Origin of the sequence: Streptomyces sp. NPDC127190 (assembly GCF_042672505.1) — a bacterium.
Classification (GTDB): Bacteria; Actinomycetota; Actinomycetes; order Streptomycetales; family Streptomycetaceae; genus Streptomyces.
Genome location: NZ_JBHXVE010000004.1, coordinates 168,660 through 192,366 on the forward strand (window position 1 = coordinate 168,660; position 23,707 = coordinate 192,366).

Here is a 23,707-nt window from a genome sequence, read left to right on the forward strand (position 1 = left end):
GAAGTTGGGGTGGGCCCGCCTTCGACCGGCCGGTCCCGCAGGACCGGATCCAAGGCCTAGAAGGGGGGCTCGTCCGAGTAGCCGCCACCGCCGCCGGAGCCGCCGCCCCAGCCGCCGCCGCCCTGGTTGCCACCGGCGGGAGCGCCGGTCGCCCAGGGGTCGTCGGCCGGAGCACCGCCCTGACCGCCGCCGGGGCCGCCGCCCCAGCCGCCGCCCTGACCGCCGCCCTGGCCACCGCCGCCGTAACCGCCCTGGCCACCGCGAGCGCCACCACCGGCGGTCTTGGTGACCTTGGCCGTGGCGTTGCGCAGGCTGGGGCCGACTTCCTCGACGTCCAGCTCGTAGACCGTGCGCTTGACGCCCTCACGGTCCTCGTAGGACCGCTGCTTCAGCCGGCCCTGCACGATGACGCGCATGCCTCGCTGGAGCGACTCGGCGACGTTCTCCGCCGCCTGACGCCAGACCGAGCAGGTCAGGAACAGGCTCTCGCCGTCCTTCCACTCGTTCGTCTGACGGTCGAAGGTGCGCGGAGTGGACGCGACGCGAAACTTCGCGACCGCCGCACCGGAAGGGGTGAAGCGCAGCTCGGGGTCGTCGACAAGATTGCCGATGACCGTGATGACGGTCTCGCCTGCCATGGGGGAACCTCTCGGCGGGTTTGCTGCTGGCTGCTTGGTGCTACTCGAATCCCGAGATCAGCTGAGCGAGAGGCTCAGTGGGTCTCGGGGCGGAGGACCTTGGTCCGGAGGACCGACTCGTTCAGGTTCATCTGGCGGTCGAGCTCCTTGACGACCGCAGGCTCGGCCTGAAGGTCGATGACCGAGTAGATGCCCTCGGGCTTCTTCTTGATCTCGTAGGCGAGACGACGACGGCCCCAGGTGTCGACCTTCTCAACCTTGCCGCCGCCGTCACGGACGACAGACAGGAAGTTCTCGATCAGCGGGGAGACAGCACGCTCCTCGAGATCGGGGTCGAGGATGACCATCACCTCGTAGTGACGCATGTGGAACCCACCTCCTTTGGACTCAGCGGCCACGGTCGTTCCGTGGCAGGAGGGTTGTGATGCGTACGCAACGGTATCGGCCGCCACTGACAATGGGGGTCCCTCAGGGAGATCCCGCAGTGTGACCTGGGCAGGTCTGGGCAGACACCAGTGCAGACGGTACAGACTACCCGCACACCCGCTTCCGGTTGAAATCCGGCGGCAGGGGCGGTCACTCTGTACACATCGGGTGTGTGCGGCGCTACTGTGCGCCGCTGTCCGCAGGAGGTGCCCATGACCCAGGCATTGCGACCCAACACCGCCGGCTCCCTCTTCGCCACCGACGGCAAGCCCCATCCGCTCGAGGACAGCCTCACGGCGGCCACGTTCGTCCTCGGGCTGCTGTCCTTCATCACGTCTTTCTTCCACGGCCTCCACCTGATCGCCTCATGGGCCGGCCTGGTGGGAATCGGCATCGGCGCGTACGGACAGTGGATCTCGGTGACCACGCGGGAGCGCTTCTTCCTGATCCTGGGTCTCGGTGCCTCGGGGGTCGGTTTCCTGATCGGCATGGCCCACGGCGGGCTCTTCGGGGGGATCATCGGCTGAACCCGTCCGGCCCCAAGGCCCGTACGCCCCAGTCGGGGCGCTCGCACGGCGCAGTAGGCTTCGGCGCGAGAGCCGGAGCCCCTGTACCCATGGGGACACACCAGCCCGAGGAGCGCCCCGAATGAGCCTGACCCTGAGGACCATCAGTCGCGAGCAGCATCTGGCATACATCCAGAGCCTGCCGTCGGCGAGCCACATGCAGGTTCCGGCCTGGGCTGATGTGAAGGCGGAGTGGCGCTCGGAGAACCTCGGCTGGTTCGACGACCGCACCGGCGAGATGGTCGGCGCGGGCCTGGTCCTCTACCGGCAGCTGCCCAAGATCAAGCGTTACCTCGCGTACCTCCCCGAGGGCCCGGTCATCAACTGGTTCGCGCCGAACCTGGACGACTGGATCCAGCCGATGCTGGCCCACCTGAAGCAGCAGGGCGCCTTCTCCGTGAAGATGGGCCCCCCGGTGATCATCCGCCGCTGGAACGCGGAGACGATCAAGAAGGGCATCCAGGACCAGGACGTGAAGCGCCTGCGCGACCTGGAGGCCGACTTCATCGAGCCGCGCGCCTTCGAGGTGGCCGACAAGCTGCGCCGCATGGGCTGGCAGCAGGGCGAGGACGGCGGCGCCGGCTTCGGCGACGTCCAGCCGCGCTACGTCTACCAGGTGCCGCTCGCGAACCGGTCCCTGGAAGAGGTCCACAAGAACTTCAACCAGCTGTGGCGCCGCAACATCAAGAAGGCCGAGAAGGCCGGCGTGGAGGTCGTCCAGGGCGGCTACCAGGACCTCGCCGAGTGGCAGCGGCTGTACGAGATCACGGCCGTGCGCGACCACTTCCGGCCCCGCCCGCTGTCGTACTTCCAGCGCATGTGGACGGCCCTCAACACCGAGGACCCCAACCGGATGCGGCTGTACTTCGCGCGGCACAACGGCGTGAACCTCTCGGCCGCGACGATGCTGATCGTCGGCGGGCACGTCTGGTACTCCTACGGCGCCTCCGACAACATCGGCCGCGAGGTCCGGCCGTCGAACGCCATGCAGTGGCGGATGCTGCGCGACGCCTACGCGATGGGCGCCACCGTGTACGACCTGCGCGGCATCTCCGACTCACTGGACGAGACGGACCACCTGTTCGGCCTGATCCAGTTCAAGGTCGGCACGGGCGGGCAGGCCGCCGAGTACCTCGGCGAGTGGGACTTCCCGCTGAACAAGCTGCTCCACAAGGCGCTGGACATCTACATGTCGCGCCGCTGAGCCGCGGCCGTTTGATTCCATAGCCTCACAGTTCGCACCCCTTCGATCCACCGCAGCCACGAGAAAGGTCCTGGTCCGGCCATGGCGCTCACGCTTTACGTCGACACCGCGCGCTGGCGGGCGCACCACAAGCACGTGCAGGAGCAGTTCCCGGGGCTCGTCCCGGTCTGCAAGGGCAACGGCTACGGCTTCGGACACGAACGGCTGGCGGAGGAGGCCACCCGGCTCGGGACGGACCTCCTCGCCGTGGGCACGACCTACGAGGCCGCGCGCATCAAGGACTTCTACGGTGGCGACCTGCTGGTGCTGACGCCGTACCGGCGCGGCGAGGAGCCCGTGCCGCTGCCCGACCGGGTGGTGCGCTCGGTGTCGTCGGTCGACGGCGTGTACGGCCTCGTCGGCGCCCGCGTGGTCATCGAGGTGATGTCCTCGATGAAGCGGCACGGCATCAGCGAGCAGGAGCTGCCGCAGCTGCACCAGGCCATAGAGAACGTCCGCCTGGAGGGTTTCGCGATCCACCTGCCGCTGGACCGCACCGACGGTTCGGACGCCGTCGAGGAGGTCATCGGCTGGATGGACCGGCTGCGCGCGGCCCGGCTGCCGCTGCACACGATGTTCGTCAGCCACCTCAAGGCGGACGAACTCATCCGGCTCCAGCAGCAGTTCCCGCAGACCCGGTTCCGCGCCCGGATCGGCACCCGGCTGTGGCTGGGGGACCACGAGGCCACCCAGTACCGCGGCGCCGTCCTGGACGTCACCCGTGTCTCCAAGGGCGACCGGTTCGGCTACCGGCAGCAGAAGGCGGCCTCCGACGGCTTCCTGGTGGTCGTGGCGGGCGGCACGTCGCACGGGGTGGGCCTGGAGGCCCCGAAGGCCCTGCACGGCGTCATGCCGCGCGCCAAGGGCGTCGCCCGGGCCGGCCTGGCCACGGTCAACCGGAACCTTTCTCCGTTCGTCTGGGGCGGCAAGCAGCGCTGGTTCGCCGAGCCGCCGCACATGCAGGTGTCGATCCTGTTCGTGCCGTCGGACGCGCCGGAGCCGAAGGTCGGTGACGAACTGGTGGCCCACCTGCGGCACACCACCACGCAGTTCGACCGTCTCGTGGACAACTGACCCCCCTTCCGGAGCAGCTCCGCACCGAACAGCGGGAAGGCCGTACACGATTCCTCGTGTACGGCCTTCTTCATGCCCTCGGATGCGCCGCCCAGCGCGTTCGCTCAGAGCGAACCGTCCTGGTGAGGTGCCACTTCCGGGCGCCCCCAGTCCACCTGCGGAGTGCCGAACTGGGCCGCGTGCCGCGGGGTGTGGGCCACGCTGGTGAGCACGAAGACGTCCTCCGCGCCGTCGAGTACCCCGCCCGAGGGATCGTCGTCGCCGGACCGGCGCACCACGTCCCGCTCGGGCATCAGGATGTCCCGTACGACGACGGTGCACAGGTAGAGCGTGCCGAGCAGATGCAGCGCGATCGCCCAGTGGTAGCCGTGCGGCGGCAGGCCCTTGTGGGCTTCTCCGCTCGTCGTGTAGGCGAGGTACATCCAGATGCCCAGGAAGTACGCCACCTCGCAGGCCTGCCAGATCAGGAAGTCCCGCCACTTGGGCCGGGCGAGGACGGCCAGCGGCACCAGCCACAGGACGTACTGCGGGGAGTAGACCTTGTTGGTGAGGATGAAGGCCGCGACCATCAGGAAGGCCAGCTGGGCGAAGCGCGGCCGGCGCGGGGCGACGAACGTCAGCGCGCCGATCCCCAGGAAGCACAGCACCACGAGCACCATGGCGGCGGAGTTCACGAAGTCGGTGCTGGGCGGGTTGGTCGTGTTCTGGGCCCAGAGCAGCCAGAAGGAACCGAAGTCCACGCCCCGCTCCTGGCTGAAGGTGTAGAACTTCGACCAGCCCTCCCAGGCGAAGAGCATCACCGGCAGGTTCACCACGAGCCAGGCGATCACCGCACCGCCCACGGCCTGGGCGTACTCCCGCCATTTGCCGGCCCGCCAGCACAGCACGAACAGCGGGGCGAGCAGGAACACCGGATAGAGCTTGGCGGCCGTGGCGAGCCCCAGGAGGACACCGAAGGCCACCGGACGGCTCCGGGCCCACATCAGCATCGCGGCGGCCGTCAGCGCCACCGCCAGCAGATCCCAGTTGATGGTCGCCGTCAGCGCGAAGGCGGGCGCCAGGGCGACCAGCAGTCCGTCCCAGGGACGCCGGCGGTGCGTACGGGCCACGCATACGGCGATGACCGCCGCGCACGCCATCAGCATCCCGGCGTTGACGAACCAGTACCACTGCTCCTGGTGCTGGATGGTGCCGCTGTGCGGCGTCAGCCAGGAGGCCACCTCCATGAACACGCCGGTCAGCACCGGGTATTCGAGGTAGCCCATGCCTCCCGAGATGGTGTCCGGGAGTCTGTCGAAGTAGGGCACGAGATGGTCGGCGAACCCGCGCCCCTGGTAGAGGTGCGGGATGTCCGAGTAGCAGGCCTTCGTGTACTGGCTGCTCGCGCCGTAGAACCAGGCGGTGTGATAGCACGGCGCCTTCTGGACCAGTCCGAGGGCGAACATGCCGATCGCCACGAGTGCGACGACTCGGACAGGGGTCCACCAGGAGGTCCCGAGCAGGGCGCGCCGCCCGATGGGACCACCGATCAGCTCACTGCCGGCCGCGGCGACCTCGTCCTCCTTGGTCGGCTGCACCGTTTCCGCCGGGGCGGGCCGCCCGTACTCGGGCTCATGCACGCTCGCGGGCGTCGTCTCTGCACTGGGCATGGGCCACATCCTGCCGTACCTGCCCAGGAAAACGCCGAGGGCCGCCGCACCTGGAGGTGCGGCGGCCCTTGTTTCACGTGAAACACACGGGGCGGGCCTGAGCGCCGCCCAACGGTCAGACCGCTTGGTTAACCGGTCGGACCAGCGAAGATGCCTCCGTTGCCATTGCCGTTGCCGTTGCCCCGGGTGGTGCCTCCGGTCGTGGAGGTGTCCGTGACGCTGGGCGACGGCGACGGGCCGCCGTCGGTACCACCGCCCGTGTCGGTACCTCCGGTGGTGTCACACTTCCAGCCCCAGCCGTTGCACGTCTGGCTCGCCGACGGCGAGGGGGACGGAGAGGACGCGCTGGGCGACGGGCTCGGCGACGCGCTCTGGGTCGGGCTCTGGGTGGCCGACGGCGTCGGTGCCGGGCTGGGCGCGGCGTTGAGCACCTTGCCGATCGGCTCCGGGGTCGGGAACGGCTGCGCCGGCTGGCCCTTCAGCGCCTGGAACATGTAGTCGTGCCAGATCTCGGCCGGGAACGACGCACCGTGGATCTCCTCCTTGCCGCCGGTCCCATACATCTCCAGGAAGGTCCGCGTCTTGTTGTTCGCGTTGTCGTCCAGGCGGAACATGCTGATCGCGGTGGAGAGCTGCGGGGTGTAGCCGACGAACCAGGCGGACTTGTTGCCGTCCGTGGTACCGGTCTTACCGGCCACCTCACGGCCGGGCAGCTGGGCGTTGGTACCGGTGCCCTTCTCGACCACGGTCTTCAGGACGTCGGTGACGTTGTCCGCCACGGCCGGGGTGAAGACGTCATGGGCCTCGGCGGTGTGCCGGTAGACAAGACCGTCCTTGTTCTCGACCTTCTGGACCGAGTAGGGGTCGTTCTGCTCGCCGCTGGCGGCGAAGGTGGCATAAGCGCCGGCCATCCGGATCGCGCTCGGGGAGGAGGTACCGATCGAGAACGACGGGTAGTTCGCGCTGGCGAGGCTGCTGTCCAGGATGCCCGCGTCCAGCGCCGTCGACTTCACCTTGTCGAGCCCGACGTCCATGCCGAGCTGGACGTACGCGGAGTTGACCGAGTACTGCATGGCCTCACGCAGGTCGATCTTGTAGTCGGGCGCGTGACCGATGGACTCGCCGCCGTCGTTCGTCTGGAGCCACTCGTTGCCGTCCTTGTCCTTCCAGACGGTGTGGTCGTAGTTCCGGATCTTGAGCTTGTTCTCGCCGCTGTAGAGGCTCTTGGGGGAGGCGATGGTGCGTTCGTCCTGGGCCTGGTTGGGCGGCCCGTCCGGGTTGCGCACGCCCCACTTCATGGCCGCCGCCAGCACGAACGGCTTGAACGTCGAGCCCACCTGGGCACCGGTCGAGTCGGCGTTATCGGTGAAGTGCTTGGTCGCGTCCTCACCGCCGTAGATGGCCCGGATGGCACCCGTGGACGGATCCACCGAGGCGCCGCCGAACTGGACGTGGGTGTCCGTCTTCGGCCGCAGCTTGGGCTTGATGTTCGTCTTCTGGACCTTCTTCACCGCGGCTTCGAGCGCCTGGACCTTCTTCTTGTCGAAGGTGGTGTAGATCCGGTAGCCGCCCTTCTGGAGATCGTCCGCGGTGACGTGGGTCTTGTCGCTGTTGTTGATCAGGTAGGACTTGGCGAGGTCGACCAGGTAACCGATCTGACCGCTCAGCCGGCTGTTCGACCGGGGGTTCTGGACCTTCGGCAGGGTCGTGTACTTGGCCCGCTCCGCCTGGCTCAGATGGCCGTACTTCACCATCTTGTCGAGGGTGTCCTGCATCTGGAGCTGGGCACGCTTCTTGTTCGCGTCGGGAGTGGCCGCCGGGTCCAGTGAGACCGCGCCCGCCGGGTCGTAGTAGGTGGCGCCCTTCAGCATGGCCGCGAGGAAGGCGCACTGGCCCGGGTTCAGGTTCTTGGCCTCCTCGTTGAAGTAGGCGCGGGAGGCGGCTTCGAGGCCGTAGGCACCCCGGCCGAAGTAGGCCGAGTTCAGGTAGCCCGCCATGATGTCCTTCTTCTTGACGGTGGCGCCTACCTTGATCGCGACGAAGATCTCCTTGAACTTGCGGGAGATCGTCTGCGACTGGTCGTTCAGCATCGCGTTCTTGACGTACTGCTGGGTGATCGTCGAACCACCCTGCGTCTCGCCGCCCCGCGCCATGTTCAGGACGGCGCGCGCGATGCCCTTCGGGTCCACGCCGCTGTCCGTCTCGAAGGTCTTGTTCTCCTGGGAGATGACGGCGTAGCGCATCTCCTTGGGGATGTCGGCGTAGTTGATGATCTGCCGGTTGACCTCGCCACCGGTGGCGACCATCTGCGAGCCGTCGGACCAGTAGTAGACGTTGTTCTGCGCCGTCGCGATCTGCTGGACGTTCGGCACGCTCACCATCGCGTACCCGATGCCCGCGACCGCCACCAGACTTCCGAGGAAGCCGATGAACAGGCCCGTCACGAGCTTCCAGGACGGGACCCAGCGCCGCCACCCGAACTTCTCGGCCCGGGGGTAGTCGATGATCCGCTTCTTGCCGGGCGCCGTCGCCGCACGGCCCCTGCCGCGCCCGGGGCCCGTCGGACCGCCCGGACCACCGCGCCGACCGCCGGGGCCCGCGTTGTCGGCGCCTCTGCGGCGTCCGCCCTTCTGCGCCGCCCGGCGGGCCTCGGCCCGGCCACCAGGGGGACGCTGTTCACCTCCCGGGTCAGGGGAGCCGGTCCCATAGGAACTGGACCCATAGGAGTCGGCAGAAGACCCGGTGGCGCTTCGCGGTGCCGCACGGCGACCGGAGGACGAGCCGGACTGGCCGCGCCGGGCCGCGGCACGTCCGCCATCCTGCGGCTGCGGCGGTTTGCGACGGTGCTCGCTCATCGAACGATTACTCCTCGGGCAGGCGCGCCCGTGCGCGCCTGGAACAGCGGCTGGTTTCCGGTCCCCCCGAAGTACGGATGTGGGCGGTTGCGCATTCACCCGTACTGCACCGGGGACGACGACGCTCCCCAGGCGTCGCTTGGTTCCCGGTGGTCTGCATGCCGCACAGACTACGCACCGCCAAAACCCGCCGAGCCCCGAAGTTCACCGCAAATCAGGCAACTCACCTCGTACGAATCGGTGATGTGATCCCGTTCACCGCGGCCCCTCTTGTCGCATACCTCAGGCCGTTCTATCGTGCTGATGTATCGAGTCGATACATCAGCACGAGATAAAGACGCTGAGAAGCACAGCGAGGCCCGCGGGACCGACCTGTGGGACCGAGAGGAGGCGACCATGAGCCGGCGCTCCGGCATCCTTGAGTTCGCCGTGCTCGGCCTGCTCCGCGAGTCCCCGATGCACGGCTATGAGCTGCGCAAACGACTCAATACGTCTCTGGGTGTGTTCCGAGCCTTCAGCTACGGGACCCTGTATCCCTGCCTCAAGACGCTGCTCGCCAACGGCTGGTTGACCGAGGAGCCCGGAAGCACCCATGAGGACGCCCTCGCCGCTCCGCTCGCCGGACGCCGCGCCAAGATCGTCTATCGGCTGACGGCGGCAGGTAAGGAGCACTTCGAGGAGCTGCTCTCACAGACCGGCCCCGACGCGTACGAGGACGAGCACTTCGCCGCGCGGTTCGCCTTCTTCGGGCAGACCTCGCGCGATGTGCGCATGCGCGTGCTGGAGGGCCGGCGCAGCCGCCTGGAGGAGCGCCTGGAGAAGATGCGCGCCTCCGTGGCGCGCACCCGGGAGCGCCTCGACGACTACACGCTTGAGCTCCAGCGCCACGGGATGGAGTCCGTGGAGCGCGAAGTGCGCTGGCTGAACGAGCTCATCGAGAGCGAGCGGGCCGGGCGGGACCTGAGGGGTTCCGCATCCGGGGAGTCCGCTCAGCAGGACACCACCACTGGATCGACGGGCGGCCTGCCCCGTACCGGGGAAACCCCCCGGACGGATACGCCCGACGACACCGCCACGTGAGACCCATTCAGGGCCTCACTCGTACACACAGGGAGCAACCGGAATGGGTTCGGTTCGCGTAGCCATCGTCGGCGTGGGCAACTGCGCCGCGTCGCTGGTGCAGGGAGTCGAGTACTACAAGGACGCCGACCCGGCGTCCAAGGTCCCCGGCCTGATGCATGTCCAGTTCGGTGACTACCACGTCCGTGACGTCGAGTTCGTCGCCGCGTTCGACGTGGACGCCAAGAAGGTCGGCCTCGACCTCGCGGACGCGATCGGCGCCTCCGAGAACAACACCATCAAGATCTGCGACGTGCCCACCACCGGTGTCACCGTCCAGCGCGGCCACACCCTCGACGGCCTCGGCAAGTACTACCGCGCCACCATCGAGGAGTCGGACGCCGAGCCGGTCGACGTCGTCCAGGTCCTGAAGGACAAGCAGGTCGACGTCCTGGTCTGCTACCTGCCCGTGGGCTCCGAGGACGCGGCGAAGTTCTACGCGCAGTGCGCCATCGACGCCAAGGTCGCCTTCGTCAACGCCCTCCCGGTCTTCATCGCCGGCACCAAGGAGTGGGCGGACAAGTTCACCGAGGCGGGCGTCCCGATCGTCGGTGACGACATCAAGTCCCAGGTCGGCGCCACCATCACGCACCGCGTCATGGCGAAGCTGTTCGAGGACCGCGGTGTCATCCTGGACCGCACCATGCAGCTGAACGTCGGCGGCAACATGGACTTCAAGAACATGCTCGAGCGCGAGCGCCTGGAGTCCAAGAAGATCTCCAAGACGCAGGCCGTCACCTCCCAGATCCCCGACCGGGACCTCGGCGAGAAGAACGTCCACATCGGCCCGTCCGACTACGTGGCCTGGCTGGACGACCGCAAGTGGGCCTACGTCCGCCTCGAGGGCCGTGCCTTCGGTGACGTCCCGCTGAACCTGGAGTACAAGCTCGAGGTCTGGGACTCCCCGAACTCCGCGGGTGTCATCATCGACGCCCTGCGCGCCGCGAAGATCGCCAAGGACCGCGGCATCGGCGGCCCGATCCTGTCGGCGTCCTCGTACTTCATGAAGTCCCCGCCGGTCCAGTACTTCGACGACGAGGCCCGCGAGAACGTCGAGAAGTTCATCCGCGGCGAGGTCGAGCGCTAAACCGCCTGAGGGCGACCGCTCGCACGAGAACGCTCCTGCCAGGGCTGTGAGGGTCCCCGGGTTGCCCGACCCGGGGACCTTCCGCATGTGTGAGGCTGTGCCCCATGCCCGTCGTCCGTGACCTGCGTGTCCTGCTGCGCCTGCGGCACTTCCGGCGTCTGCTCTGCGTTCGCCTGCTCTCCCAGGGCGCCGACGGCGTCTACCAGGTCGCGCTCGCCGCGTACGTCGTCTTCTCCCCGGAGAAACAGACCTCGGCCACGGCGATCGCCTCGGCGATGGCCGTCCTGCTGCTCCCCTACTCGCTGGTCGGCCCCTTCGCAGGCATCCTGCTCGACCACTGGCGGCGCCGTCAGGTCTTCCTGTACGGCAACCTGCTGCGCGCCCTGCTGGCCGCGGTCACGGCCGCGCTGATGCTCGGCCCCGCACCGAGCTGGCTCTTCTATCTCTCCGCCCTGTGCGTCACGGCCGTCAACCGCTTCATCCTGGCAGGGCTGTCCGCCGCCCTGCCCCGGGTGGTCGACAGCGAACGCCTGGTGCTCGCCAACTCCCTCTCCCCGACGGCCGGGACCCTCGCCGCGACCGCCGGCGGCGGCCTCGCCTTCCTCGTACGGCTCGTGGCATCCGGCTCCGATGCCGCCGTCGTGCTGCTGGGCGCCTTTCTCTATCTGTGCGCCGGCCTCGCGGCCCTGAGCATGCCGCCCGCTCTCCTCGGCCCCGAGCCACCGCCCGACCGGCCCCGGCTGGGGACGGCGCTCGCCCGCACGGCCCGCGAGCTGCTCGCCGCCGTCCGGCATCTGACCACCCCCGGCCGGAGAAGCGCGGCCTGGGCGCTGGCCGCGATGACGCTGATGCGCTTCTGCTACGGCGCGCTCCTCGTCCTGCTGCTCATGCTGTGCCGCTACACCCTGTCCTCCAGTCCGGACGAAGGACTCCGGCTGCTCGGTCTGGCGCTCGCCCTGTCCGGGGCGGGATTCTTCGCGGCGGCCGTGGTGACGCCCTGGGCAGCGGGACGGCTCGGCCCGGGCCGCTGGATCGTGGTGTGCTCCGGCTCCGCCGCCGTGCTCGAACCCGCCCTCGGCCTGCCCTTCGCCACCGGGCCGCTCCTGGTCGCGGCCTTCGTCCTGGGTCTGATCACCCAGGGCGCGAAGATCGCCACGGACACGATCGTGCAGGCCTGTGTCGAGGACGGCTTCCGCGGCCGGATCTTCTCCGTGTACGACGTCCTCTTCAATGTGGCGTTCGTCGGGGCAGCCGGAGTGGCCGCTCTCATGCTCCCGCCGGACGGCCGTTCCCCAGCGCTGGTCGTCCTGGTGGCCCTCGTCTACGGCGGGGTCGCCGTGGCCCTGGCTCGCTTCCAGCGGCGCTGAGACGGCCGGCACAACGGCAAAGGGGTCGATGTTTCACGTCAAACACCGACCCCTCGGCCCGTCGGGACGGCGGAGTGTTTCACGTGAAACATCTCCGGCGCCCAGCCCGAAGCGGCTCAGCTCTGCTCAGCCCACCATTCCTTGAGCGCCGCCACCGCGGCGTCATGCTCCATCGGGCCGTTCTCCAGGCGCAGCTCCAGCATGTGCTTGTACGCCTTGCCGACGGCCGGGCCGGGACCGACGCCCAGAATCTCCATGATCTGGTTGCCGTCGAGGTCCGGGCGGATCGCGTCCAGCTCCTCCTGCTCCTGGAGCTGGGCGATGCGCTCCTCCAGGCCGTCGTAGGCCCGGGACAGCGCGGCCGCCTTCCGCTTGTTGCGGGTGGTGCAGTCGGAGCGGGTCAGCTTGTGCAGCCGGTCCAGCAGCGGGCCCGCGTCGCGGACGTAGCGGCGGACCGCCGAGTCCGTCCACTCCCCGGTCCCATAGCCGTGGAAGCGCAGGTGGAGCTCGACCAGCCGGGAGACGTCCTTCACCAGCTCGTTGGAGTACTTCAAGGCGGTCATGCGCTTCTTGGTCATCTTGGCGCCGACCACCTCGTGGTGGTGGAACGAGACCCGGCCGTCCTTCTCGAAGCGGCGCGTCCGCGGCTTGCCGATGTCGTGCAGCAGGGCGGCCAGCCGCAGCGTGAGGTCGGGACCGTCCTGCTCCAGCTCGATCGCCTGCTCCAGAACGATCAGCGTGTGCTCGTAGACATCCTTGTGCCGGTGGTGCTCGTCGCGCTCCAGACGCAGCGCCGGCAGCTCGGGCAGCACATGGTCGGCCAGCCCGGTGTCCACCAGCAGGGTCAGGCCCTTGCGCGGGTGCGCGGAGAGGACCAGCTTGTTCAGCTCGTCACGGACCCGCTCCGCGGAGACGATCTCGATGCGCCCGGCCATGTCGGTCATGGCGGTGATGACCTCGGGGGCGACCTCGAAGTCCAGCTGGGCGGCGAAGCGGGCGGCCCGCATCATCCGCAGCGGATCGTCCGAGAACGACTCCTCCGGGGTGCCCGGCGTCCGCAGCACCCGCGCCGCGAGATCCTCCAGGCCACCGTGCGGGTCGATGAACTCCTTCTGCGGCAGCGCCACGGCCATCGCGTTGACCGTGAAGTCACGGCGGACCAGGTCGTCCTCGATGGAGTCGCCGTAGGACACCTCGGGCTTGCGCGAGGTGCGGTCGTACGCCTCCGACCGGTAGGTGGTGATCTCGATCTGGTAGCCACCCTTGTGCGCGCCGACGGTGCCGAAGGCGATCCCCACCTCCCAGACGGCGTCCGCCCATGGTCGGACGATCTTCAGCACGTCCTCGGGACGGGCGTCGGTGGTGAAGTCCAGGTCGTTGCCGAGCCGGCCGAGCAGCGCGTCGCGGACCGATCCGCCGACCAGGGCGAGCGAGAACCCGGCCTCCTGGAATCGGCGGGCGAGGTCGTCGGCGACGGGCGCCACCCGCAGCAGCTCGGCGACCGCGCGGTGCTGCGCCTGGCTCAGGGCAGAGGGAGTGTCTTCGTTGGGGTTCGGCACAACAGAAGAGGGTACGTGCCCCGGGCGCCCGGAGGCTCCCGCATAAGGGGCCGGGGACACTCTCTGTCATACCGGCCGCAAGCACGGTGCTTGCGGCGCATAGCGGCTCTTCCCCCGATACTGGATAGAGAGGACGGCAGACCTCAGCTCCCCGATCTTGTGGAGGAGACCGCGGCACTTCCTCTTCGCGCGCATCGTTACCATGCGTGGACGCACAATCCGACGACCACTGACACGACGAGGGACGGGCGAGCGCGTGGCCGAGGCGGCTGACTTGCACGGGACCAGTGCCGCACCTGCCCGCCGGTGGCTCCGGCGTACAGGAGCGCTGTTCGCCGGGGCACCGCTGCTGGCCGGTCTGTTCCAGCTGCCCGCCGCGGCGCCCGCACAGGCGGCCTCCTCGGACACGGTGGCCGTCTCCCTGGACTCACTCACGCCGAACGCCCCCACGGACGGCGACACGCTGACCGTCTCGGGCACGGTGACCAACAACGGCAAACAGCCCGTCACCGGCGCCCATGTCGATCTGGAGGTCGGCGCCCCGCTGACCACCCGCGCGGCGATCGACGACGTCGCCCGGCACGCCGACGATCTCCAGAGCGGTACGGGCTCCCAGGTCGGCGGCAAGTACCAGCAGAAGTTCGCCAAGCTGGCCCCGGGCGTCGCCGAGCGCTTCAGCATCTCCGTGCCCGTGGACAAGCTCGACCTCGGTGACGAGGGCGTCTACGAGTTCGGTGTCTCCCTGTCCGGCAAGACCGCCGCCCAGCCCTGGGACCAGCCGCTGGGCATCCAGCGGACCTTCCTGCCGTGGCAGCCGTCCGACGCCGACACCAAGACGAAGACGACGTTCCTGTGGCCGCTGCTCTCCACGGTCCATATGACGGCCAAGACCGGCGCCGGTGAGTTGCAGACCCCGGTCTTCCTCGACGACGACCTGGCCAAGGAGCTGGCACCCGGCGGCCGGCTGGCCCGGATGGTGGACCTCGGCAAGGACCTCGACGTCACCTGGGTGATCGACCCGGACCTGCTGGCCTCGGTCGACAGGATGGCGACCGGCAACTACCGGCTCCAGGGCGCCGGCGGCACCACCACGCCCGGCTCGGCCGAGCACCAGGCCGTCGCCAAGCAGTGGCTGGCGAACCTGCAACAGGCGGTGACGGGCAAGGAGGTCGTCGCGCTGCCGTTCGCGGACCCGGACCTGGCTTCCCTCGCGCACAACGGCACCCGCGTCACCGGCTCGCTCAGCCACCTCAAGGACGCCACCGACGTCGCCGCCACCACCGTCAAGACGGTGCTGCACGTCACACCCACCACCGACTTCGCCTGGCCGGTGGACGGCGCCGTGGACCCCTCGATCATCAAGGTCGCGACCTCCGCCGGAGCCGACCGGGTGATCGCCCGCAGCGACAGCCTCCAGGAGACCGCGGGGCTGTCCTACACGCCCTCCGCCGCCCGCCCGGTCGGCGGCGGCACCACGGCGGTGGTCGCGGACGCCCGGCTGTCCACCGCGTTCGACGGCGATCTGTCGAAGGCGGGTGCCGCCACGCTCGCGGTGCAGCAGTTCCTGGCCCAGAGCCTCGAGGTGAACGAGCAGACGGACAAGCAGCGCAGCATCGTCGTCGCCCCGCAGCGAATGCCCACGGCGGGCCAGGCGCAGGCGATGGCGACGGCGCTGAAGGCGCTCCAGGGCGGCACCTGGTCGCAGTCCGAGGACCTCAGCGCGGCCGCCAAGGACAAGCCGGACCCGAACGCCACCACGCGGATTCCGTCGACGTCCGGCTACCCCTCGTCGCTGCGCCGGCAGGAGCTGCCGCAGGCGGCGTTCGAGGAGATCGCGAGCACCCAGGGGAAGCTCGACAGCTTCCGGGTGATCCTCTCCGACCAGTCCCGGGTGGTGACCCCGTTCGGGCTGGCCATAAACCGGGAGATGTCCACGTCGTGGCGCGGTCGCAGCGGCCGGGCCGATGCCTACCGCAGCGGCGTGAAGGCATGGCTCGACGAGCTGGCCGACCAGGTCAAACTGATCGACAAGTCGGAGACCAAGCTCTCCGGCCGCAGCGCCACCATCCCGGTGACCGTCCAGAACAACCTGGTGCAGCCGGTCGGCCACCTGGTGCTGCGCCTCACCTCGACCATGCCGACCCGCCTGAAGATCGGCGGCAAGGCCTACGACGAGGAGCCCGTCGAGATCTCCGGCGGACACAGCCAGTCGGTGAAGTTCACCACCTCGGCCAACGCCAACGGCCGGGTCACGGTCGTCGCACGGCTCTACACCGAGGACGGCCAGCCGTACGGTGACGCGGTCACCTTCGACGTGAAGGTCACCGAGGTCACGCCCACCGTGATGCTGGTCATCGGCGGCGGCGTGCTGCTGCTGGTCCTCGCCGGCTTCCGGATGTACACCCAGCGCAAGCGCGCGGCCGCCCGCCGGGCCGAGGAGTCCGGTCCCGACGCCGCGGGTGAGGGCGCCGAGGAGCCGGGGAACCCCGGACCGTCCGGCGACCGTCTCCCGGAGGAGTCCGACTCCGTGTCCGGGGCAGACGACCCGGAGCAGCCGAGTGACCCTGCGCCGGACACCGCACCGGAAAGCGCCGACCCGTCCGGGACGGGTGAGAGAGTGGACCGTTGAGCGATGTCGTGGCCGGTGGGCCCGGGACGATGAGGTGGGGTAAGCATGAACGCGCCGTACGACGGTGATCGCGGCCAGGGCGCGGCCGGCTCGAGCTACCCCGAGCCGCCGCCCGAGCCCGGCCAGGTGCCGCCGCAGCACGCGGCGGACATGTACCTCCAGGACGCCTACGACCAGGACCCCTACCGCGCACAGGACCTTTCCGCGCAGGACCCGGTCGCCGAGGCGCTCTACGACCGTGCCGCGCACCCGCCGCCGGCTCCCGGCCCGCACGACCGCCAGCAGCCGCTGTACGCCGCGCCCGCCCAGTCCCCGTACGCCCCCGACCCGCGCGTGTGGGCGCAGACTCCTGCGCCCGAGCCGGAGAGCCCGTCCCCGTACCTGCCCTACGGCGACGACCCGCGCACCACCCAGTACGTGGGCGTGGACGACCTCGTCTCGCACTCCGGTGAGGAGTACCACGAGCCGGACGCCTTCGCGCATCTCTTCAAGGACCAGCAGCACAGCGGCGGGCACACGCCCCTGGACCCCACCGCCGTCCCGGGCCCCGCCGCCCCGCCCGGCCCCGCTCAGGGACCCGCAGCGCCGGGGCCGTACCAGGCCCAGCCCGGTCAGGCCCCGCAGCAGCCCGACCCGTACGCCGAGGCGGCCTACGCGTCCGCTGCCGCCGCCGGCCGGCCGGGGCAGCCCCCGGTGCCGGGTCCGGTCGGGGTGCCGGAGCCCGTCGGCCCGGCCGTGACCGTCGAGCCCGAGGCTGCCGTGGCCACCACCGCTCCCGCGAAGAAGGGCGGCAAGGCGGCCAACCTGCTCAAGTCCAGCGCCGTCATGGCGGCGGGCACGATGGTCTCCCGCCTCACCGGCTTCGTGCGCTCCGCGCTGATCGTCTCCGCGCTCGGTCTCGGCTTCCTCGGCGACTCCTTCCAGGTCGCCTACCAGCTGCCGACGATGATCTACATCCTCACCGTCGGCGGCGGTCTGAACTCCGTCTTCGTGCCCCAGCTGGTGCGGGCGATGAAGGAGGACGACGACGGCGGCGAGGCCTTCGCCAACCGGCTGCTGACCCTGGTGATGGTGGCCCTGGCCGCACTGACCGGTCTCGCGATGTTCGCGGCGCCGCTGCTGGTGCGCATGCTGTCCAACCCGGTCGCCACCAACCCGGCGGCCAACGACGTCGCGGTCACCTTCACCCGCTACTTCCTGCCCTCGATCTTCTTCATGGGCATCCATGTGGTGATGGGTCAGATCCTCAACGCCCGCGGCAAGTTCGGCGCGATGATGTGGACCCCGGTCCTGAACAACATCGTCATCATCGTGACGCTCGGCATGTTCATCTGGGTCTACGGCACCGCCGCCGACTCCCACATGAAGGTCACCAACATCCCGCCGCAGGGGCAGCGCCTGCTCGGCGTCGGGGTGCTGCTCGGCCTGGTCGTCCAGGCGCTGGCGATGATCCCGTATCTGCGCGAGACCGGGTTCCGGATCCGGCTGCGGTTCGACTGGCGGGGCCACGGCCTGGGCAAGGCCGCGATGCTCGCCAAGTGGACGGTGCTGTTCGTCCTCGCCAACCAGGCCGGCGCCATGATCGTCACCCAGCTGTCCACGGCGGCCGGCAAGGACTCCGGCGTCGCGGGCACCGGCTTCGCCGCCTACGCCAACGCCCAGCTGATCTGGGGCCTGCCGCAGGCCATCATCACCGTCTCCCTGATGGCCGCCCTGCTGCCGCGCATCTCGCGCTCGGCCGCCGAGGGCGACGGCGGCGCCGTGCGCGACGACATCTCCCAGGGCCTGCGCACCACCGCGGTCGCGATCGTCCCGATCGCCTTCGGCTTCCTCTCGCTCGGCATCCCGATGTGCACGCTGATCTTCGGCTCCTCGGGTACCGGCGAGGCCACCAACATGGGCTACATGCTGATGGCCTTCGGCCTCGGCCTGATCCCGTACTCGGTGCAGTACGTCGTCCTCCGCGCGTTCTACGCCTACGAGGACACCCGCACCCCCTTCTACAACACCGTCATCGTGGCCGTGGTGAACGCCGGAGCCTCCGCGCTCTGCTACTTCCTGCTCCCGGCCCGCTGGGCGGTCGCCGGCATGGCCGCCGCGTACGGCCTCGCCTACGCCATCGGGGTGGGGGTCGCCTGGCGGCGGCTGCGCAAGCGGCTCGCCGGCGACCTGGACGGCTCCCGGGTGCTGCGGACCTACGCGCGCCTGTGCATCGCCTCGATCCCGGCGGCCCTGCTCAGCGGCGCGGCCTGCTACGGCATCGGGCACACTCTCGGCCAGGGCGTCCTCGGCTCGTTCGCCGCGCTGATCGTCGGTGGTGCCGTCCTGCTCGGTGTCTTCTTCGTCGCCGCCCGCAGGATGCGCATCGAGGAACTCAACTCGCTCGTGGGAATGGTCCGCGGGCGTCTGGGGCGCTGAGGCGAGGGTAGGGGCACAACCATCGTCCGCCGCTGTGTGTCGTGCATAGCAGCGGACTATGGGCACAATTGGTTTCGGCGTCGGACAGCGCGCAACGGATGGGGAGGCAGGGACGACGGTGGCGGAACGGAGCACGGCTGCCGTCGACGTGGCAGACACCAGTGGTGAGCAACCGCTGACCGCCAAGGCGGACCAGTCCACGGCCGACGGGGTGGCCCAGAACCCGGAGCGGGATACGGACAGCGACGAAGGAATGAGCGGCGGCACCGACGGTGCCGCGAAGAAGGCCTCGCCTCCCGAACTGCACAGCGGCCACAAGCTGGCCAGACGGTACCGCCTGGAGGAGTGCGTCACCCGTCTGGACGGATTCAGCAGCTGGCGTGCGGTCGACGAGAAACTCCGCCGGGCCGTCGGCGTCCACATCCTGCCCGCGGACCATGCACGGGCCCGTTCCGTCCTGGCCGCCGCCCGGGCCTCCGCGCTGCTCGGCGACCCCCGCTTCGTCCAGGTCCTCGACGCCGTCGAGGAGAACGACCTCGTCTACGTCGTGCACGAATGGCTGCCCGACGCGACCGAGCTGACCACGCTTCTCGCGGCCGGACCGCTGGAACCGCACGACGCCTACCAGATGGTCAGTCAGGTGGCCTCCGCCATGGCCGCCGCGCACCGCGAAGGCCTCGCCCATCTGCGGCTGAACCCGAACGCCGTGCTGCGCACCTCCACCGGCCAGTGGCGGCTGCGCGGCCTCGCGGTCAACGCCGCGCTGCGCGGCATCAGCTCCGACACCCCGCAGCGCACCGACACCGAGTCCATCGGCGCCCTGCTGTACGCCGCGCTGACCCAGCGCTGGCCGTACGAGAACGACGCCTACGGGCTGTCCGGCCTGCCCAAGGACATCGGTCTGATCGCCCCGGACCAGGTACGGGCCGGGGTCCACCGCGGCCTGTCCGAGCTGGCCATGCGCGCCCTCGCCAACGACGGCGCCACCGCCTCCCGCCACGAGTCCCCGTGCACCACGCCGGAGGAACTCGTCAAGGCGATCGGCGAGATGCCGCGCATCCGCCCGCCGGAGCCGGCGTTCACCGCGCCTCCGGAGTACCAGCGCACCGCCTACCAGCAGGGCACGTACGGCCGTACCGCACCGCATCCGGGCGCCACGCAGCCGATCACGGCCCCGCCGCCGCCGTTGCAGAGCCGCACCGGCAAGGCCCTGAAGTGGGCGGTCTCCGCCCTCCTCATCGCCGCTCTCGGCCTGGGCAGCTGGCAGTTGGCGGACGCGCTGATGGACCACGACACGTCGAACGACACCAACAAGAGCCAGACCTCGGACAACGGCGACAAGAACAACCCCGCGCCGAAGCCGACGAGGATAAGCATCAAGGACAGCCGGGAGTTCATCGCCGACGGAGGCGCCCAGCACCCCAGCGACACGGCCAAGACGTACGACGGGAACCCGTCCACGTACTGGCGCACCAGGAGCTTCACCGAGGGCCCGGAGCTGGCGCCCTACAAGCCGGGCGTGGGAATCGTCTACGACCTGGGCTCGGCGAGGAATCTCAGCACGGCCACCCTCAGCCTGCGCTACGGCAACGACCACACCACGGTCGAGCTCTACTCGGCCGACTCGCTGACGCCGCCGTCCCTGGCCTCGATGCACCGGCTCGGCTCGGCCCAGACCAGCGGCACCTCCGTCACGGTGAAGCTCGGCAAGCCGGTGAAGACGCAGTACGTCCTCGTGTGGCTGACCGCCGTGCCGTACTCGGGAGAGGACCCGCAGACGTACTCCATGGCCGGCTACAAGCAGGCCATCGGCGAAGTGCAGTTCACGGGCTGACGTCTCACCCGGAGCGGAGGGGGCAGATGGCGGAGGGCACCGGCTACGACGGAGTGGGCGACCAGGACCTGCTCGCCCGCCATGTGCAGGGCGACCCCGACGCCTTCGGTGAGATCGTGCGGCGGCATCGGGACCGGCTCTGGGCGGTCGCGCTGCGGACGCTCGGGGACCGCGAGGAGGCCGCCGACGCGGTCCAGGACGCCCTGGTGTCGGCCTACCGGGCCGCTCACACCTTCCGGGGCCAGTCGGCCGTCACCACGTGGCTGCACCGGATCACCGTGAACGCCTGCCTGGACCGTGCCCGCAAGGCCGCCTCGCGCAAGACCGCCCCGGTCGACGACACCGAGCGGCTGGAGCAGCTGCTGGAGCCGCACGAATCGGCTTCGGCACCGGCCGAGCGGAACGACGTGCACCGCCAGCTCCTCGAAGCGCTCGGCACCCTTCCGAAGGAACAGCGGGCGGCGCTCGTCCTCGTGGACATGCAGGGCTACCCGGTCGCCGAGGCCGCACGGATCCTCGAGGTGCCGGCGGGAACGGTGAAGAGCCGGTGCGCCCGGGGGAGAGCCAGACTCCTGCCGCTGCTCACCCACCTACGGCCCGAAGGCGGTCCGGGCGGGGACGCGAGAGGGCGCTCAAGGGAATCCGGCCCGGAACGGAACCGGATGCAGCAGGCATCCGTCCCACCGGCAACGGAGCCTCCTGGCGCACGCCCCAGGAACGCGGGACCGAATGATTCAGCCGTAGTGAAGGGCGGAGGTGGGCGAGCGTGACTTCCACGACAGACACGGCCGGGCACCCGGACGTCGCGGCGATCTCCGAGCTTGCCGAAGGCCTCCTCCCTCCGGAGCGCGCCGCGGATCTACGGCGACACCTGGACGACTGCGCGCTGTGCGCGGATGTGCAGGTGTCGCTGGAGGAGATCCGGGGGCTGCTGGGATCCGTGCCGGTGCCGGACCGCATGCCCGACGACGTGGCCCTCCGTATCGATGCCGCCCTCGCCGCCGAGGCGGCACAGGCTGTCGAGACCGCCCAGGCTCCAGGCTCCGCGGAGGCTGACGAGGCAGCGCATGTTTCACGTGAAACATCGCTCGCACCGGACCGGCCGGCCGGACGTCCGCACGCTGCGACCGGGCCTGGACGCAAGGGGCACGACCGGGCCCGACGCCGCAGGCGCCTGGCGCTCGGCGCTGTCCTCACCGTGGCCGCGCTGGGCGCCGGATCCCTGGTGATCCAGTCGCTGGGCGGCCACTCCTCGCACTCCACCGCTCACGACCAGGCGCCCCCGCCTGCCGTGGCCTTCTCCGGCAGCAGCGTCCACCACCAGGTGGACTCCCTGCTCGCCACGGAGAAGAACCCGGACGCGGCCAACAGCCCGCGCTCCCGGAAGGGCACCGAGACCGAGCAGAACGTCCCGGGCTCGACCGCGAGCGCGCACACCCTTCTGGGGACCAACACGGCCGTCCCCGAGTGTGTGAAGCAGGCGATCCTTCCGGACAAGGACGTCCTGGGTGCCAAGACCGGCAGCTACGCCGGGAAGTCCGCCTATCTGGTCGTGGTGCCCGACACGGCCGACAGCCGACAGGTCACGGCCTATGTCGTCGACGCGGCCTGCGTCGGCCGACAGCCCGGCTCCACCGGCACGGTGCTGCTCAAGCAGTCCTTCCCCAGGCCCTGAACCCGCCGGAGCACTCCCTGGGCTCCGTGACCCGCCGGGCGGCTCCGCCCCCACGGCATGCGTACGCGTGTGCCCGGACACAGTGGGAATGCGCGCCCCGTAGGATCCGTTGGGTGGGGTGAGAGTTCCGAAAGGGGCTCCCCCCGGTCGATCGACGCAGACCAGAGACGAGGAATCAAGCCGTGAGCGATGTCCGTAACGTGATCATCATCGGCTCCGGGCCCGCAGGCTACACGGCGGCGCTGTACACCGCCCGTGCGTCGCTGAAGCCCCTGGTGTTCGAGGGTGCCGTCACCGCTGGTGGTGCGCTGATGAACACCACCGAGGTCGAGAACTTCCCGGGCTTCCGCGACGGCATCATGGGCCCCGACCTCATGGACAACATGCGCGCGCAGGCCGAGCGCTTCGGCGCCGAGCTGGTGCCGGACGACATCGTCTCCGTCGATCTGACCGGTGAGATCAAGACCGTCACCGACACCGCCGGTACCGTGCACCGGGCGAAGGCCGTCATCGTCACCACCGGCTCCCAGCACCGCAAGCTGGGCCTGCCGAACGAGGACGCTCTCTCCGGCCGCGGTGTCTCCTGGTGCGCCACCTGTGACGGGTTCTTCTTCAAGGACCACGACATCGCCGTGATCGGCGGCGGCGACACCGCGATGGAGGAGGCCACCTTCCTCTCGCGCTTCGCCAAGTCCGTGACGATCGTCCACCGCCGGGACACCCTGCGCGCCTCCAAGGCGATGCAGGAGCGCGCCTTCGCCGACCCGAAGATCAAGTTCGTCTGGGACAGCGAGGTCGCCGAGATCCAGGGCGAGCAGAAGCTGTCGGGCCTGAAGCTGCGCAACGTCAAGACCGGCGAGCTGTCCGAGCTGCCCGTCACGGGTCTGTTCATCGCGATCGGCCACGACCCGCGCACCGAGCTGTTCAAGGGCCAGCTGGACCTGGACGAGGAGGGCTACCTGAAGGTCGCCTCGCCGTCCACCCGCACCAATGTGACCGGTGTCTTCGCCGCCGGTGACGTGGTCGACCACACGTACCGTCAGGCGATCACCGCGGCCGGCACCGGCTGCTCTGCCGCCCTCGACGCCGAGCGCTTCCTCGCCGCCCTCGCGGACGAGGAGAAGGCGGAGCCCGAGAAGACCGCCGCTGTCTGATCTTTCGCCCCTTCCCCGCCCCACCGCATGATCAAGATAAGGAGCCAGCCGTGGCCCTGAAGGCAGTGACCGACGCCGATTTCGATGAGGCTGTTCTCAAGAGTGGCAAGCCCGTCCTGGTGGACTTCTGGGCCGCGTGGTGCGGTCCGTGCCGTCAGATCGCCCCGTCCCTCGAGGCCATCGCCGCCGAGCACGGCGAGAAGATCGAGATCGTCAAGCTGAACATCGACGAGAACCCGGGGACGGCCGCCAAGTACGGCGTCATGTCCATCCCGACCCTGAACGTCTACCAGGGTGGAGAGGTCGTCAAGACGATCGTCGGCGCCAAGCCGAAGGCGGCGATCGAGCGCGACCTCGCCGACTTCATCGCCGAGTGACGTTTCACGTGAAACACGAATGGGCCAACCCCTTGGG

At 69.7% G+C, this 23,707-nt stretch carries 18 protein-coding genes; 13 read left to right on the top strand and 5 right to left on the bottom strand.

Features of this window, described 5'->3' with window-relative positions; genetic code table 11:
• Positions 1 to 56 precede the first annotated feature (56 nt).
• Together ACFVIU_RS08910 and rpsF are read right to left on the bottom strand one after the other, a co-directional pair.
• Positions 57 to 638 carry a single-stranded DNA-binding protein gene (locus ACFVIU_RS08910; RefSeq protein WP_385841530.1) on the bottom strand — a complete coding sequence of 194 codons (582 nt, stop codon included), beginning with the start codon at positions 636 to 638 and terminating at the stop codon, positions 57 to 59.
• Positions 639 to 712: 74 nt separating this feature from the next.
• Positions 713 to 1,003 carry a 30S ribosomal protein S6 gene (gene rpsF / locus ACFVIU_RS08915; RefSeq protein ID WP_014673750.1) on the bottom strand — a complete coding sequence of 97 codons (291 nt, stop codon included), beginning with the start codon at positions 1,001 to 1,003 and terminating at the stop codon, positions 713 to 715.
• Between the two features lie 273 nt (positions 1,004 to 1,276).
• On the opposite strand from rpsF, the gene ACFVIU_RS08920 reads away from it, so the two are divergent.
• The 3 genes from ACFVIU_RS08920 (at position 1,277) to ACFVIU_RS08930 (ending at position 3,947) form a co-directional block, all read left to right on the top strand.
• Positions 1,277 to 1,591 carry a hypothetical protein gene (locus ACFVIU_RS08920; RefSeq protein ID WP_385841532.1) on the top strand — a complete coding sequence of 105 codons (315 nt, stop codon included), beginning with the start codon at positions 1,277 to 1,279 and terminating at the stop codon, positions 1,589 to 1,591.
• Positions 1,592 to 1,712: 121 nt separating this feature from the next.
• Positions 1,713 to 2,834, top strand: a complete 1,122-nt coding sequence (femX, locus tag ACFVIU_RS08925) for a peptidoglycan bridge formation glycyltransferase FemX (protein ID WP_385841533.1) — start codon at positions 1,713 to 1,715, stop codon at positions 2,832 to 2,834.
• A gap of 81 nt (positions 2,835 to 2,915) precedes the next feature.
• Entirely contained in the window at positions 2,916 to 3,947 is a 1,032-nt protein-coding gene (locus ACFVIU_RS08930) for an alanine racemase (protein ID WP_385841535.1), read from the top strand.
• 104 nt (positions 3,948 to 4,051) lie between these two features.
• Here ACFVIU_RS08930 and ACFVIU_RS08935 read toward each other — a convergent pair whose 3' ends face one another.
• Both ACFVIU_RS08935 and ACFVIU_RS08940 read right to left on the bottom strand, forming a co-directional pair.
• A complete protein-coding gene (locus ACFVIU_RS08935) occupies positions 4,052 to 5,596 on the bottom strand; it encodes a glycosyltransferase family 87 protein (RefSeq protein WP_385841536.1) in 1,545 nt (514 codons plus the stop codon).
• Positions 5,597 to 5,724: 128 nt separating this feature from the next.
• On the bottom strand, positions 5,725 to 8,451 hold the full coding sequence (locus ACFVIU_RS08940; RefSeq protein ID WP_385841537.1) for a transglycosylase domain-containing protein: 2,727 nt from the start codon (positions 8,449 to 8,451) through the stop codon (positions 5,725 to 5,727).
• 396 nt (positions 8,452 to 8,847) lie between these two features.
• Here ACFVIU_RS08940 and ACFVIU_RS08945 point away from each other — a divergent pair, with 396 nt between their 5' ends.
• The 3 genes from ACFVIU_RS08945 (at position 8,848) to ACFVIU_RS08955 (ending at position 12,024) form a co-directional block, all read left to right on the top strand.
• Positions 8,848 to 9,531 carry a PadR family transcriptional regulator gene (locus ACFVIU_RS08945; RefSeq protein WP_385841539.1) on the top strand — a complete coding sequence of 228 codons (684 nt, stop codon included), beginning with the start codon at positions 8,848 to 8,850 and terminating at the stop codon, positions 9,529 to 9,531.
• 43 nt (positions 9,532 to 9,574) lie between these two features.
• Complete coding sequence (locus ACFVIU_RS08950) at positions 9,575 to 10,657, top strand: inositol-3-phosphate synthase (RefSeq protein ID WP_014673757.1); 1,083 nt, start codon at positions 9,575 to 9,577, stop codon at positions 10,655 to 10,657.
• 104 nt (positions 10,658 to 10,761) lie between these two features.
• Positions 10,762 to 12,024, top strand: coding sequence for an MFS transporter (locus ACFVIU_RS08955; protein WP_385841540.1), 1,263 nt, complete (start codon positions 10,762 to 10,764; stop codon positions 12,022 to 12,024).
• A gap of 116 nt (positions 12,025 to 12,140) precedes the next feature.
• On the opposite strand, the gene ACFVIU_RS08960 is transcribed toward ACFVIU_RS08955, so the two are convergent.
• A complete protein-coding gene (locus tag ACFVIU_RS08960; protein WP_385841541.1) occupies positions 12,141 to 13,583 on the bottom strand; it encodes a CCA tRNA nucleotidyltransferase in 1,443 nt (480 codons plus the stop codon).
• 256 nt (positions 13,584 to 13,839) lie between these two features.
• Here ACFVIU_RS08960 and ACFVIU_RS08965 point away from each other — a divergent pair, with 256 nt between their 5' ends.
• The 7 genes from ACFVIU_RS08965 to trxA all read left to right on the top strand — a co-directional run bounded on the left by ACFVIU_RS08965 (position 13,840) and on the right by trxA (position 23,670).
• Positions 13,840 to 16,212, top strand: coding sequence for a DUF6049 family protein (locus ACFVIU_RS08965; protein ID WP_385841542.1), 2,373 nt, complete (start codon positions 13,840 to 13,842; stop codon positions 16,210 to 16,212).
• Between the two features lie 45 nt (positions 16,213 to 16,257).
• On the top strand, positions 16,258 to 18,630 hold the full coding sequence (murJ, locus tag ACFVIU_RS08970; RefSeq protein WP_385841543.1) for a murein biosynthesis integral membrane protein MurJ: 2,373 nt from the start codon (positions 16,258 to 16,260) through the stop codon (positions 18,628 to 18,630).
• 118 nt (positions 18,631 to 18,748) lie between these two features.
• The gene (locus ACFVIU_RS08975; RefSeq protein WP_385841544.1) at positions 18,749 to 20,464 is read left to right on the top strand and encodes a protein kinase family protein; all 1,716 of its coding nucleotides are present in this window, start codon (positions 18,749 to 18,751) and stop codon (positions 20,462 to 20,464) included.
• Between the two features lie 26 nt (positions 20,465 to 20,490).
• A complete protein-coding gene (gene sigM / locus ACFVIU_RS08980) occupies positions 20,491 to 21,234 on the top strand; it encodes an RNA polymerase sigma factor SigM (RefSeq protein WP_385841545.1) in 744 nt (247 codons plus the stop codon).
• Complete coding sequence (locus ACFVIU_RS08985; protein WP_385841547.1) at positions 21,231 to 22,139, top strand: hypothetical protein; 909 nt, start codon at positions 21,231 to 21,233, stop codon at positions 22,137 to 22,139. Before sigM ends, ACFVIU_RS08985 begins: the two co-directional genes overlap by 4 nt.
• 182 nt (positions 22,140 to 22,321) lie before the next feature.
• On the top strand, positions 22,322 to 23,293 hold the full coding sequence (gene trxB, locus ACFVIU_RS08990; protein WP_385841548.1) for a thioredoxin-disulfide reductase: 972 nt from the start codon (positions 22,322 to 22,324) through the stop codon (positions 23,291 to 23,293).
• The gene (gene trxA / locus ACFVIU_RS08995) at positions 23,293 to 23,670 is read left to right on the top strand and encodes a thioredoxin (RefSeq protein ID WP_385841804.1); all 378 of its coding nucleotides are present in this window, start codon (positions 23,293 to 23,295) and stop codon (positions 23,668 to 23,670) included. Before trxB ends, trxA begins: the two co-directional genes overlap by 1 nt.
• Positions 23,671 to 23,707 lie beyond the last annotated feature (37 nt).

What these genes read in the sequence shown, in the direction of transcription:
- ACFVIU_RS08935 (WP_385841536.1), bottom strand. Translation starts at nt 5,596, where the DNA reads ATGCCCAGTGCAGAGACGACGCCCGCGAGCGTGCATGAGCCCGAGTAC.
- femX (WP_385841533.1), top strand. Translation starts at nt 1,713, where the DNA reads ATGAGCCTGACCCTGAGGACCATCAGTCGCGAGCAGCATCTGGCATAC.
- ACFVIU_RS08945 (WP_385841539.1), top strand. Translation starts at nt 8,848, where the DNA reads ATGAGCCGGCGCTCCGGCATCCTTGAGTTCGCCGTGCTCGGCCTGCTC.
- ACFVIU_RS08955 (WP_385841540.1), top strand. Translation starts at nt 10,762, where the DNA reads ATGCCCGTCGTCCGTGACCTGCGTGTCCTGCTGCGCCTGCGGCACTTC.
- ACFVIU_RS08930 (WP_385841535.1), top strand. Translation starts at nt 2,916, where the DNA reads ATGGCGCTCACGCTTTACGTCGACACCGCGCGCTGGCGGGCGCACCAC.
- ACFVIU_RS08910 (WP_385841530.1), bottom strand. Translation starts at nt 638, where the DNA reads ATGGCAGGCGAGACCGTCATCACGGTCATCGGCAATCTTGTCGACGAC.
- ACFVIU_RS08920 (WP_385841532.1), top strand. Translation starts at nt 1,277, where the DNA reads ATGACCCAGGCATTGCGACCCAACACCGCCGGCTCCCTCTTCGCCACC.
- rpsF (WP_014673750.1), bottom strand. Translation starts at nt 1,003, where the DNA reads ATGCGTCACTACGAGGTGATGGTCATCCTCGACCCCGATCTCGAGGAG.
- ACFVIU_RS08950 (WP_014673757.1), top strand. Translation starts at nt 9,575, where the DNA reads ATGGGTTCGGTTCGCGTAGCCATCGTCGGCGTGGGCAACTGCGCCGCG.
- ACFVIU_RS08940 (WP_385841537.1), bottom strand. Translation starts at nt 8,451, where the DNA reads ATGAGCGAGCACCGTCGCAAACCGCCGCAGCCGCAGGATGGCGGACGT.
- murJ (WP_385841543.1), top strand. Translation starts at nt 16,258, where the DNA reads ATGAACGCGCCGTACGACGGTGATCGCGGCCAGGGCGCGGCCGGCTCG.
- sigM (WP_385841545.1), top strand. Translation starts at nt 20,491, where the DNA reads ATGGCGGAGGGCACCGGCTACGACGGAGTGGGCGACCAGGACCTGCTC.